The 12,270-nt window shown below is 44.7% G+C and carries 14 protein-coding genes; 4 read left to right on the top strand and 10 right to left on the bottom strand.

The window, feature by feature from the left end; translation table 11 throughout:
- Positions 1 to 689 precede the first annotated feature (689 nt).
- Positions 690 to 1,385 (top strand): hypothetical protein, encoded by a 696-nt coding sequence (locus tag Bealeia2_RS09475; protein ID WP_331256780.1) that lies wholly within the window; start codon positions 690 to 692, stop codon positions 1,383 to 1,385.
- Entirely contained in the window at positions 1,355 to 2,212 is an 858-nt protein-coding gene (locus Bealeia2_RS09480; RefSeq protein ID WP_331256781.1) for a protelomerase family protein, read from the top strand. The genes Bealeia2_RS09475 and Bealeia2_RS09480 overlap by 31 nt, the downstream gene beginning before the upstream one ends.
- Positions 2,213 to 2,401: 189 nt before the next feature.
- On the opposite strand, the gene Bealeia2_RS09485 is transcribed toward Bealeia2_RS09480, so the two are convergent.
- The 4 genes from Bealeia2_RS09485 to Bealeia2_RS09500 form a co-directional block, all read right to left on the bottom strand.
- On the bottom strand, positions 2,402 to 3,598 hold the full coding sequence (locus tag Bealeia2_RS09485; RefSeq protein WP_331255280.1) for an RNA-guided endonuclease InsQ/TnpB family protein: 1,197 nt from the start codon (positions 3,596 to 3,598) through the stop codon (positions 2,402 to 2,404).
- Positions 3,582 to 4,205, bottom strand: coding sequence for an IS607 family transposase (locus Bealeia2_RS09490; RefSeq protein WP_331255279.1), 624 nt, complete (start codon positions 4,203 to 4,205; stop codon positions 3,582 to 3,584). The genes Bealeia2_RS09485 and Bealeia2_RS09490 overlap by 17 nt, the downstream gene beginning before the upstream one ends.
- Positions 4,206 to 4,238: 33 nt before the next feature.
- Positions 4,239 to 4,880: a terminase large subunit domain-containing protein gene (locus tag Bealeia2_RS09495; protein WP_331256782.1), complete on the bottom strand. Its 642-nt coding sequence runs from the start codon at positions 4,878 to 4,880 to the stop codon at positions 4,239 to 4,241.
- Between the two features lie 390 nt (positions 4,881 to 5,270).
- Positions 5,271 to 5,495, bottom strand: a complete 225-nt coding sequence (locus Bealeia2_RS09500; protein WP_331256783.1) for a hypothetical protein — start codon at positions 5,493 to 5,495, stop codon at positions 5,271 to 5,273.
- 477 nt (positions 5,496 to 5,972) lie between these two features.
- Between Bealeia2_RS09500 and Bealeia2_RS09505 the strand changes: the two genes are divergently transcribed.
- Positions 5,973 to 6,341 carry a hypothetical protein gene (locus tag Bealeia2_RS09505; RefSeq protein WP_331256784.1) on the top strand — a complete coding sequence of 123 codons (369 nt, stop codon included), beginning with the start codon at positions 5,973 to 5,975 and terminating at the stop codon, positions 6,339 to 6,341.
- A 111-nt stretch (positions 6,342 to 6,452) separates the two neighbouring features.
- Here the strand turns inward: Bealeia2_RS09505 and Bealeia2_RS09510 are convergent, their stop codons facing one another.
- The 4 genes from Bealeia2_RS09510 to Bealeia2_RS09525 all read right to left on the bottom strand — a co-directional run bounded on the left by Bealeia2_RS09510 (position 6,453) and on the right by Bealeia2_RS09525 (position 10,078).
- The gene (locus Bealeia2_RS09510; RefSeq protein ID WP_331256785.1) at positions 6,453 to 6,797 is read right to left on the bottom strand and encodes a hypothetical protein; all 345 of its coding nucleotides are present in this window, start codon (positions 6,795 to 6,797) and stop codon (positions 6,453 to 6,455) included.
- On the bottom strand, positions 6,790 to 7,425 hold the full coding sequence (locus Bealeia2_RS09515) for a ParA family protein (RefSeq protein ID WP_331256786.1): 636 nt from the start codon (positions 7,423 to 7,425) through the stop codon (positions 6,790 to 6,792). The genes Bealeia2_RS09510 and Bealeia2_RS09515 overlap by 8 nt, the downstream gene beginning before the upstream one ends.
- A 131-nt stretch (positions 7,426 to 7,556) precedes the next feature.
- On the bottom strand, positions 7,557 to 9,488 hold the full coding sequence (gene rpoD, locus Bealeia2_RS09520) for an RNA polymerase sigma factor RpoD (protein ID WP_331256787.1): 1,932 nt from the start codon (positions 9,486 to 9,488) through the stop codon (positions 7,557 to 7,559).
- A complete protein-coding gene (locus Bealeia2_RS09525; RefSeq protein ID WP_331256788.1) occupies positions 9,488 to 10,078 on the bottom strand; it encodes a hypothetical protein in 591 nt (196 codons plus the stop codon). Before Bealeia2_RS09525 ends, rpoD begins: the two co-directional genes overlap by 1 nt.
- A gap of 72 nt (positions 10,079 to 10,150) precedes the next feature.
- Here Bealeia2_RS09525 and Bealeia2_RS09530 point away from each other — a divergent pair, with 72 nt between their 5' ends.
- A complete protein-coding gene (locus tag Bealeia2_RS09530) occupies positions 10,151 to 11,122 on the top strand; it encodes an IS701 family transposase (protein WP_422388038.1) in 972 nt (323 codons plus the stop codon).
- Here Bealeia2_RS09530 and Bealeia2_RS09535 read toward each other — a convergent pair.
- On the bottom strand, positions 11,119 to 11,319 hold the full coding sequence (locus Bealeia2_RS09535; protein ID WP_331256789.1) for a hypothetical protein: 201 nt from the start codon (positions 11,317 to 11,319) through the stop codon (positions 11,119 to 11,121). The two genes, Bealeia2_RS09530 and Bealeia2_RS09535, sit on opposite strands and share 4 nt — an antisense overlap.
- 123 nt (positions 11,320 to 11,442) lie before the next feature.
- On the bottom strand, positions 11,443 to 12,141 hold the full coding sequence (locus tag Bealeia2_RS09540; RefSeq protein ID WP_331256790.1) for a hypothetical protein: 699 nt from the start codon (positions 12,139 to 12,141) through the stop codon (positions 11,443 to 11,445).
- Positions 12,142 to 12,270 lie beyond the last annotated feature (129 nt).

Below are 12,270 nucleotides of genomic sequence, written 5' to 3' on the forward strand. Positions count from 1 at the left end.
AATCTTTATCGAGTTTTCGGTTACAAAACGCGTAAGCTTTATTCTGTGTCATGCAAAAAGGAATGATATGTTTCGTGAGACGGAAGGTGTTTTCGACTGCACGGAATCTTTTGATCTTAAAAAAAAAGCAAGGAAATGAGAGGGATGTAAACGTGTTTTTAAGACACGTGATATTCAAAGGGATCTGATGGAGGGCGTCTTGGGAAAGTCAGAGTATATTTTCCAATTGACAGGCTCTCCTCTTTAAGAGGAAAGTTCTACAGTGGGATTGACTCATGGAGACATCAATCCGCACTGTAGAGATGAGAAGATTTATCTAAAATGTCGATGTGGTGACTTCGACACCTTGAAAACAGACCGGCAAGAGTTGTTTTCAAGCCAATATTTCTTCTCGATGTTCGGAAAGGCTCTGAACATAAGAGGACTTTACAGGACTCTGATGAGAAGATCAAATCACGGGGGACGCCAGAAAAGGCCTTCCCCTTTTTTGTTGTGGCAACTCCAAAAGGCTAGGAATCTCTTGGAGTTGGAAGAGTCTCTGTTTCTTTTTAAAGCCTTCATTTTGGGTAGAATCCTTGTGCGTCTCTTGAGGTCTCTTGTGTGGATAATTTTCGATTGACAGGCGAAAGAGGATCTATACACTAAAACAAGAACGAAACATACGCGATATAAGATGTCAGGAGGTCCTGATGGCACCTACAAAAAAAGAGCCGACAAAGACAGTTCGCAAAACTCAAAAGGCGAAGACGACAACGCCTGCGCTCAAGACCAAGGGCGCGAAGATGCTCACACTGTCTCTTGAGAATCTCGCCTTTCTCAAAACCATCCAAGGACAATCTCTTTTTGTAGATACGCTTTTAGATCGCTGTCGCACACAAGAAACTTTATCAGGATCTCAGCGCACAGCTGAACTTGTGGATCGGTATTACGCTCTGACAGGTGTTCTCCCTGAAAAGGCCTATCAGAAATTTCTGCAAAAACGCATTGCTCTTTTAGAGAAGAATCGGACGCAAATGAAATCCCCGTCTTTGGCCGGTAGTCATCTCTCGGGCTCCGCTTTTCTAAAGCTTGATCAGGCCTTAGAACACCTTCAAGCAGAGAACGCCACAAAAGACCTCAAACAGGCTGTCACCTATGGTGTGATGTTTCGGATGACGGGCTGCAATCAACAAACGATCCGCAATTGGTTCCAGGCGAGAAAACAAGATATTGCAGCTTATCACAAGAGTCTCGGCGTGGAGGATCCTGGGATTCATAATCGTCAGGTGGCCGTTGTGGAACGCGTGCGGCGTGCCCAAGCTTTACGCGAGAGCCGCACCTCCCAAGAAGATAACTCACAAGGCGAGACCGTATCATGTCAGAAACTTCCTTTGTCTCCCCTTTAAGCTATTTACCGCCCAATCAGTTTCAAGTGTTTGAGAGAGATCTTAGAGCTATCTCAACCTCTGAAGAGCAGATCTTGGCCCTGGTGCACAAGACCCAAGAGCGATTGCGCCGTGAATATCCTAATCTCAAGAGTCTCAGGCGTATTTTGACGCATTACCGCAACATTTGTCGCAAAGTGCTCTCAGGGGATCTCCTGAGAGGAGCACTGGGAGTTCTGAATCTCAAAGATCAGGAGATTGTGTTTTTAAACACGAATTATATAGAGACGGTGGCGCAAGAACACCGCAACTTGCGTCCTCTTCAGAATTATCTGGAGATGATCAAACATGCCGAAGATCTGCTCATTACCCGTCGTCCTTTGGATTGGGTCTTGGGATTGTGTTTTTTAACAGGACGCAGAGCCGCTGAGATTGGATCGACCGCGTGTTTTGGCGTTGTGGACGCCGATCACGTTCGGTTTTCAGGTCAGCTGAAGACCAAGACGCGAGAATCTCGTCCTTATGTCATTCCGGTTTTGACGCATTCAAAACGTATCACGGAGACCTTGGCGACTTTACGCAAAGAAAAGCCACGCTGGTTAGATGATCCTCGTTACTTTAAAGACAACACGTCCTCACCTTTATCTCAAAAGGTGAAAAAGCAGTTTGGGGAGTTCATTTTAAATCCCCGTGTGAAAGATCTTCGGGCAGCCTATGCGGAGGTGGCTTATCACCGGTTTGGATCTGAGGAGATTGCAAAATCTCGTTTCTTTTCAGATATTTTGGGTCATGGAGAAAACGATATTGTCACAGGCCAATCTTATCTGGACTTTTATCTGGCGTCTTGATTTTACAGATATCTCCGCAAGTTCTAAACTGTCGCACAAGACAAAGTAAGGTTGCAATCTGATGAGGTTCAAAAAACGACGCAAACGCATCACCCAGGCTCCGTCATTGATATTGACGCCTTGGGCTTTTGAGGAGAAGAGTCGACCGCTCTTACAAACTTATCCAAACCTAACCATATTTTACTAAAGTTACGCATGGTGTTGTATTCCTGATTCAACGCAGGTAGTTTCACTTATTTGACGAGCAAATGAGCCAGAGCTTCCCACTCCACAGGCATAAGTTTCGGGCGAGCTGCCCGTACATAAACGTTGTAAATTAAGGGCTGCATTCACATCTCTGTCATGAGATTGGTTGCAATGTGGACACGTCCAATGTCTCTCCGACAACTTTAAATCCGCATAAACACATCCGCAGCTATGGCAGAGCTTGCTTGACGGAAAGAACCGATCAGCAACAAAAATTTGAGCATTATAGAGACCTGCCTTATATTCCAATTGACGCCTGAATTCATAAAAAGACTGATCTAAAATATGTCGAGCTAATTTTCTGTTCGCTGACATACCTTTGACATTTAGGTTTTCAATGCCAATTTCATGATGATTCAGGACAATATCGGTTGTTGCCTTATGGAGATAATCACGTCTGATATTAGCGATTCGGGCGTGAAGACGTGCCAGTTTTTGAGTATGCTTTTTAAAATTCATACTCTTTTTATCTTTACGAGATAGCTGTCGAGAAGATCGTTTTAACTTCTTCAGCAAAGCGGTATGTGCCTTTGCTCCCTCAACAACCATGCCATTGGATAAAGTTGCCAGTTTTGTAATACCCAAATCCACACCCACAATACCTTGGTTCTTGCGTACATGAGGCAGTTTGTCTATTTCAACACTGATGGATGCAAACCATCGGTCTGCAACTCTTGAGATCGTCAAGGATTTTATTTGTCCTTGAAATCTCAAATTCTCTGTTATTTTGACCCATCCCAAACAAGGAATTTGAATCTTTTTACCTGTCACACGAATGGCAGACTCTCCTTTTTGGGGCGGACCATTGTCCGCTCTAAAGCTATCCCTGATTCCTTTCTTTTTAAACTTGGGATATCCTCCCTGTTTGCGGAAAAAGCGGTTAAAAGCTGATCCTAAATTTTTGATGGCTTGTTGAGGGGCATTTTTAGTGACCTCTTGCATCCAAGGATATTCTTCCGCCTTACAAGCATTGAGAAGTTTACGCAGGCTTATTTCTGTAGGCTTCTCACCATTCTGGTATTGTTTCTTCCATTGATCTAAAGCCCAATTATAAGCAAAGCGTGCAACACCGCAGGCTTTTCTAAAATAAGTCGCCTGCTTATTATTTGGCTTCAATTCTACTTTATGAACTAACAGCATCGTAGGCTTCTTTCAGACCTTCCAATAATTTCTTGTTCTTTTTACTTCTCGCACCATACAATCTGGCCGAAAAAACAGTGATAATTTCCAACACATCTTTGGCGAGTTCCTCTTCAAAAGAGGGTTCTTTCCCTTGATTGATAATCACAACTTCTACCTGATTCATCTCACAAATGGAAAAGATTAATTCTGCTCCAAATCTTAACAGCCTGTCTTTATGGGTTAAAACCAATCGACCTGCTTCTCTGTCTAAAATGGCACTAATCAGGATCTTCAGACCCTTTTTGTTGTAATTCATACCACTGCCAAGATCCGCAATGGTCTCAAACTTCCAACCTTGAGCTGCACAATACATCTCAAGGACTTGTTTTTGTCTTTCCAAATCCTGCCGTTGATCGTGACTGGAAACACGAGCATAGCAAAGCGTTTTTCTATCTATCTTTTCAGTGCGAACAAGATGAGGGCGCAAGGCAGATAAAGGATAACGTCTTTGTCCTCCCGCTGTTCTTTCGGGAACAAGGCGACTCTCTTTTTCCCATCGCCTTAATGTGCCATTTGACACTCCAAGAATACGACTGGCTTCTCTGATACTCAATAACTTATCCATAATTGGATAACTATATACAAGTTTAGATAGGTTTTAAAGAGCAGTTATTAACCCGTATTGAGAGGCGCGTGTGCTCATAATTCGCATCGCACACTCCTCGAGGATTCTGTAATCTCCAGGTTCTTCATCGAGATGAATCACGTTTACGAAAGTGCCTGAAAACTTGTCCAGTGCCTGATCGTAAGATTTAAAGACGAGATTAGAGATGCCGCCTGAACGATGACGCACGAGAGCGGTGCTGATGGCCTCGGGAATTCCACTCAATACCGTCTTCTTGATGATCAGTGAGTGATCAATGAGACCCGTGATCTTGCGGAGAGTGTCGCCCAGATAATACTGCTTTTGTAAGCTGTCTCGTGTGATCTCCCGCGAAGGACCCACAACCCAAGCTTGAATAGGTTCCGCAAAACGGTATCCTTCCCACCATTCGGGATAGTGTCCAGTCAAATGCATAGACGTCTCAACAGCGCACGCATAGGTTTTACCTACACGGTTGCCGGCCAAAAACAAACGCTCACGGGCGGTCTTCCCCGCACTATGGAATGTCTTTTGTACAGGATGTGGTCTGTATCCCAAAAACTGCCTTTGATATTCTTGCGCGATGAGGGCGCGAAAATGATCAGGATCGGCTTGAAACAATCGCGCCAGCTCATCGTTGAGGTGTGGAGGATGCATATCAAATCCTTGCTGTTGCCTAAAACTCTATGCAGGAGTTTACAAGAGTCATGGAGTTGGCTGCAAATCAGAGGCTTTCCTTAAATGTGACGAAAAGACTTGAACTATTTTTGAGTCGTTGTCATTTGGCGTCGTCATGGATAGAAAACTCATAGCTCTCATAACTTTCTGGTGTGAGACAGACTGGAGAGAGTGAGTTCACCGGTTGATTGTACAAGACGCGCTCGCGGCTCATCTATTGAGAACGTAATGTTATGAACATTCTCTTGCACAATAGACTCACGAGTGATGCACTTTTGTGAAAAAACAGATCGCATTTGCAAGTCTCTCCAATCTTTGCTTTGTGAGTGTTTTTAGAAAATGCATCGCTCGTGCAGAAAATAGGCCGAGTCACGCGATCTGGGATTGAGGAAACTCATTCACCAAACGGGGAGCTTTGAGTGCCTCTAAGCGATGCAATGTCCGAGACAAATCACTCAACAGTTGGGCGTTTGTTCTTCGAATTGACTCCAGATCTGCAATGACATCATTGAGCTGACGTGTTGTGGTTTGAGAATTGGAAGCGATGTTACGGTTGAAATGGTTGCCGTTCTGGCGTAAAGACAGGTTAGTCATTTGCAGCTCTCCTTCAAGAGTTGTGAGTGATGAGTGGCGTTGGGAAATTACTAGTTTCCTAATGCCACGCTGAGGTTACGATCTGATCCGCGCGACAGTCAACACAAAAAATCACGACACTCGAAAAAAGTGAGAGAAACAGAGCCTTTGCGAGGCTTTAAGTGACCGAAATCCTCAAAAATGATAGGTCAAAAAGTGCTATCTGCTCAAAACCTTGTCAAGTTTTTATCCGCCTTTGAGACGTTAAGTCGGCCATACTATCGAGATGGAAAAATTCGGATGACTTTTTTGCGCACCTTCGCTAGAGTGAAGTCTCATATTTTTATATTTCTTTGTTAAGCCTTATATGTAAATGAAACTTCAGCCCTCTTGAAAAAGAGGGTTATTTTTTTGCGTCGATCGCAATTCAGCAGATATCTTGTGATGAGCCTCAAATTGAGGTAAACAGAAACAGTATAACTTTTAATGGAGACACTCATGACCAAAATTCAATTCGCATTCGTAACTTTACTTTCTGCTGTTGCAGCTCAAAATCTGTCTGCTGTTGATCTTAAGGTGATTAACGATACCGGTTCACCCGTTAATGTGTTTGTCAGAGGGCGAGATGCATCAACATTTTATCTGGAAACAGTTCCTCAAAACACAACTCATCACGTTGCGGTTTCTTCAGAAAAACTGGAAAATAAGCCAATATTTGAAGTGATTTCCGCTAAGAATGATACCAATATTCCAGACTGGAAACTCTTGAGTGGAACGTGTTTCAATCTTGATTCTACTAAAGATCATACAATTCTGATTGAAAACAGCACATTAGGAATTGCAACCAGCTGCAAGATTGTTGAATAACCGATTTGTTAAAGCGAGGTATTTTTCTCCCAACTTTAGCTTCTAGAAATGGGAGCTTTTTTGTTGTCGACATTTTTAAAATGAGAGTTTTAAGTTAGCAGCTAGTTAGCGTCACTTTTTTAGCTGACTACTATATTTTTCTTCGTAGAGGCTTAACGCTTTTTCTAAGATCTCAACAAGAAGAACGCCTTCATGAAGTGCCAACTGACGAATTCTCTCATCCCAATCAGGTGTCACGCGCGTTGCAAACTGCACCGTTCGTTTTGTGCGACGTGCACTTCGTCCATCAATACGTCCATCACGTTTTCTTTTTAATTGAGAATCTGAAATAGCCAACACTGGCAAAGGAGCGATCTCTGGAGCTGTTAAATTGTGACTCGCTTCTTGCAATGGAGGTGGTTCCCCCAATATTGAGTGACGTTGAGTTATCTTTTTGAGTTTCGAGACATCAGCCATATGTAGGAATCCTATCTATTAATGATTGAATCAAAGCATTAGATTGTTTGTTGAGTTTAGAATAATAGGTTTCAGTAATCGCCTTTCCTCCATTTTGTGCCTGACGATAAGCAGGTCTATCTCGTAGAAAGCCCTCTAGCACGTGATATCCAGCTTTCTCTAGATATCTACGAGCAGAGCTTTCCTCAGCTGCAGTACCAACTCGATTGAGAGAAAACACCAAACGTTCATGAGGTATGCTTTCATTGATCAAGGCATGAAACTCGCGCACAGCAGGAACAAGATCATCTCGGGATGTCCCGGACGGTTGCACAATCAAATTAGCTGCGCTTGCTATTTCAAGCGTGGCCTGACTCGTGCGAGCAGGTCCATCAATGATCAAAAGATCAAAACCTTCACTCGCCGCCAAAGCGTGAGATGAACTTGAAAACGCTTCCACAGAAATCGTTGGCTCAATCCCTCGAGAAAGTCGCAAACGATGCCAATCGACAGAAGTTCCTTGTTGAGTATCCAAATCCGCTATCTTGACATTGACCCCGCCAAACGTGGCCTCACGTGCTAATGCGCGCGCCAGAGTTGACTTTCCAACTCCTCCCTTCTGCGAAACAAATGCGACGATTACCGTCATGCGACAGACTCCCAGTTGATAAAAACTAAAATCTATTTATAAGATATCCGCTATATAAATCAACTATAACATCTAGCGGCTAGGTTTTGAACCTCAGCTCTTCATAAACCGCTGAGAATTGAAACTCAGAGTCAATCTGCCCAGAAGCTGCGAAGTATTCTAGCGCGTTTCGGGTGTCTTAGCTTTCGTAATGCCTTCGCTTCGATCTGACGTATACGTTCCCGTGTCACACCAAAGATAGCACCCACCTCTTCAAGAGTATAACTGGTGTCCATCCCAATCCCAAACCGCATCCGCATGATTCTTTCCTCTCGCGGGTTGAGAACTTCAAATATCCGTGTTGTGGCCTCTTTTAAGTTTGTCGCAATCACGCCTTCCAAAGGATCTTTGGCATTGGTGTCTTCAATGATATCTCGCAAATATCCTTCTTCTCCTGATCCAATGGGCGTATCGAGACTGACAGGCCCTTTTTCAATTGCCAAAATTTCCTGAATATGTGAGAGAGATCCTTCAATTTTTTGAGCCAGCTCCTCAGGCGTTGGATTGCGACCCAGCTCTTGAAACAGGGAATGTGAGACTTTCCTGATCTGAGAAATCTTGCTTTCCACATGAACAGGAATCCGGATCGTTCGCACTTTGTCCTGAATCGCACGAGTTATGTGCTGTCGAATCCACCATGTTCCATAAGTCGAGAACTTATGCCCCCGGCGATAGTCAAACTTATCGACAGCCTTCATCAAACCAAGGTTTCCCTCTTGGATCAGATCTAAAAAGGACATCCCGCGATTCATATATTTTTTGACAATCGAGATCACCAACCGCAGGTTGCCTTCGATCATTGCTTTTTTCGCGCGCATCATGTCGCGTTCGCCTTTTTGCACTCTTCTCACGATGTGAGTGAATTGGGCAAGAGGTATCCTCAACTCGATTTCAAGAGATTCCAGCGCTTGGCGGAGAGAGACCACTTTTTCTCTCCGATCCTCAAGTGGCTTGTTCTCTGCGCTGGATGGTCCGTCAACAGGCTCAATGTGCAGGGAGTCACGCGGGTCCTCCTCCGCAGAGACAACAGGAGAAGCAGATATGGCGTCTCTACCTTCTGTCAGCGTGAGCAGCTGACCTTCAAGGTCCATCCGTCTGCGATTGAAGACATCTAGTTGATCTTTCAACTGCGCAATCCGATCTGACCTTAAATGAAGACTCTCACAGAGTCTGATCAGTTCGGCTTTGTGCGGTGTCTCCGGTATAGAAGACGGTGAATTGTTTTGAAAAGATCCTGGTTGATATGGATCGTGAAAGGCATTGTGATACGTTTCTTCAATCTTGCTCAAGATCTCCAGTGTCACAAATCCTAAAGACTGATGAAGGGTGCGATAGGGAAGTGTCGTCTCTTCAGTCTCCGTGTCCGTATCTGATGCCTCATCCTCATCACCAGCATCGGGAGCGGGTTCGGTGTCCTCAGGATTGAACTCATCCTCCTCCTCATCTTCAGATAACGGTTTAGGCCGCGCCGCCTCTACATCAATGAAGCTTTGAAGAAAGATTTTCTGATTTTTCAGTTCCTCACCCCAAGCGATAATTTGACGAATCGTCAAAGGCCACTCATAGAGCGCGTGTTCCATCATCTCCCGTCCTTGGATAATCTCTTGACTGAGTTCTATTTCTTGAGATTGTGAGAGCAGACCCAAGCGACCCATCTCATTCAAGTAAAGACGCACGGGATCCTCCGCAGCAACCGCTCTTTTGCGATGAGATGTGTCCTCATCATCGGCTCTGTCAAAACCACTGCCATCTTCTCTGGGCTCTCTTTCCTCAACCTCAACGCCCATGTCAGAGAGTGCCACCAACACCTCCTCTAAGGGAACAGAAGGGGCGCGCCGGGAGACAATCTTGGCCACATCTCTCTCCTGAATGACACCACCCGTATCCGCGCGTCTGATTAATTTTTCCATCTCTGAAGACGACAACACTTGTGTCACAAGATCTATCGTCTCTTCGGCTTCTGAGCTCAGATCCGTCTCAGTTTGCGTGATTGTTTCGTCTTGAACATCGTGCCTGTTTGTCATTACTGCACACCTCCGCTGACCTGTACCTCTTCCAGCAATGGAATGAGGTTTTTGTATCCCCACCTCAGGTAATCAACTATCTCATCTGAGGAGATCATAAACCAGTCCACACGTCTGGAGCGGTTAATAGCATTTTCGATCTCTTGAAACGAAACCGCCTCCAAAACACGCTGCGGTTTCCAACCGTAAGCAAAACGGAGTAACGGCGTTTCGGTTTTGGCTTGAATCTCATAGAGCTGCTTGAAATACGAATGATTGTCTTTTGTCATCAGCTCCACCGTATCTTTAAAAACGCACTGATGAATCTCGTGCTTTTGTCTCTCTGTCAATCCAAAAAGCTTTCGGTCATTTTCAAAAAAGACTTTGGCAAGCGGTGTGTCTTGATGCGCAAAGGCTTCAAGATCGACCTCTCGATTGTCTGCACTGACGCACGCGCAAATCAAGTCCCAGTTGAGTTGATTGATGTCTTCCAAGACTTCCTCAATCTTTTGTGTTGCAATCACATTCGCGCTATAGATCACTGTCATATCCTGGAGCCACTGAACTCCTTTTCTATCCTCGTAATCAGGAAAATAGTCTTGATAATCCACGAGTTACGCAGTTTGCAGGAGAAGAGAGAAGAGATAAGGTGAGAGGGAATATTTATTAAATGAGAAGAAATGATGTCTCGACACAAATGCACAAAATCACTTTATCGTTCATTTTTACAAGCCAGCAGTGTGCGCTATTCAGGGTTGGCACTTTCGGAGGTGTCACCGATTCCATTGTCGCATGACAGCGTCAATCGATGGTTGAGTTCTAGTGCATTGCGTCCGAGCGGAGTGTGGAATCTTACTCAATCTCTTATTAACAAGAAAGAACCTTGTTTTTTAGTATGTGACGATACAATTTTGGATAAAAATCGGAGCGAGAAGATAGAGCTTGTGCATTATCAGTATTCTGGGAATGCCCATGATGTTATTGCGGGGATAGGTCTTGTCAATTTGGTATGGCATGGCCTGAGGAGTCATGACTCTATTCCTGTTGATTATCGTATTTATGATAAAGCCAGCGATGGCAAAAGCAAGAATGACCATTTCAGGGAAATGTTAAAGCTGGCTCAAGACAGAGGGATAAATCCGGATGACGTGGTTGCAGACGCTTGGTACTCGAGCTTGAATAATCTGAAGGCCATTGAATCCATAGGCTGGACATGGGTGATGGGGTTGAAGAAAAACAGGAAAGTGAATCGTGGAGAAACTCTTGAAAAGCTGGACATTCCAGATGAAGGACTGAAAGTTCACTTACGCGGATATGGATGGATTACTGTTTTCCGGTTTGTTGCCAAAAACGGTCGCACGGATTATATCGGAACCAATAGGGATAATCCCTCTCGTGATCATATTGAACTGGTCATGAAATCGCGTTGGAAAATCGAAGTTTATCATCGGGAATTAAAGCAAACATGCGGTCTTGAACGCTGTCAGTCTCGCACGGGACGAGCCCAAAGAAATCATATATTTCTTGCCATTTCGGCTTGGATTCAAAGATTTAAAAGACGACTTGCTGGAGGCTTCTCTTTTTATCAGCAGCAGTGGGATGTTATTAAGCATGATATCTCTAGAGAAATAACAAAACTCATGTCTTTCGCTTAGATTCCCACCCTTTTGCTGCAAACTGCGTAACTCGTGTAATCATATTGTGCTTTCAATTCTTCAAGAATTGCCTCATTTCGCTGGATTTCTGTCCTGAGCTCTGAGATTTCTGCCCAGATCTCAAGATCTTTAGCGGCCATGCCAGAGGCTGCTGGACTTGAGCGTGTACTCGATTCTGGTTTAATCATGTTTTTCACCTGGCGAGACTCCTTTCGGCTTTATTTGCGCTCTGAGCGATGAAATGGCGTTTCTTGGTGGGGGAGGAGGTGACTTCACCAAAAACCGCTCTTAAATCGCAAAATATCGAGAGAGTGATCATGTTATGCCTCATACCCTGCGCCGGTGTTGTCTTGAGAACACGTTGCTTCCTCCTCATAGTCGCTCAAAGCGTCTCGCGTGCCATACTCTTGGGCAATCCACTCCTCATCAAAGAGCGCTTGTCGGGTCTCAAAATGGTCGTCTTCACAGGGATCTCTGAACTCTTCCCATCTCTCGTCTTCAAATGTGACGTCGTCTTCTGGTCGAAGGTCTTCGGAATCAACCTGATCTTCCAGTGGGATTTCAGTTTCTTGAGAGGATACTGTCTCAGCGGAGGCGTTCTCTTGGCATGAGTGGAGAGAAGAGGATGCAGCATCTGCCTTTGCGCAATCCATCCGGCCTAACGCCTCTTGCTGGACATTGAGAACCTCAAGGGCATTTGTGATCTCAGCCAATCGCGCCTCCACACGTTCTTCGAGAAGCTTTCGTTGGACAGCCTCATCGATATCCTCTGGAAACAAGCGTGGTCTTGCAAAGTCCGCCAAGGTCGACTCCCACATCAAACGATCCAAAAGACTCAAGCCTTGCCAGGGCGTCTGACAATCCGAAGTTTCAATCTTTTGACCTTGTGCTTCTTGGGCCTTCACAAACTCAGGAAACAGTTTCGTTTTGTCCTCTTCACTGGTCTCGGCAACGGCTTTTCTGAGCGCCGCTTCGCGAGATTCCTGAATCTCGGCAGGGAGCTCCTCTTTGCGGCTCAAAAGGGCTTGTCGTTGGTCGATCAGTTCCTTGTGACGGGTCTCTATTTGGAGCTCTGCTTCTGTTTTAGGAATGACACGATGGGTTAATAACTTCTCTTTAAAACCTATCTAAACTTGTATATAGTTATC

The organism is Candidatus Bealeia paramacronuclearis, from assembly GCF_035607555.1.
GTDB classification, from domain to species: Bacteria; Pseudomonadota; Alphaproteobacteria; order UBA9655; family UBA9655; genus Bealeia; species Bealeia paramacronuclearis.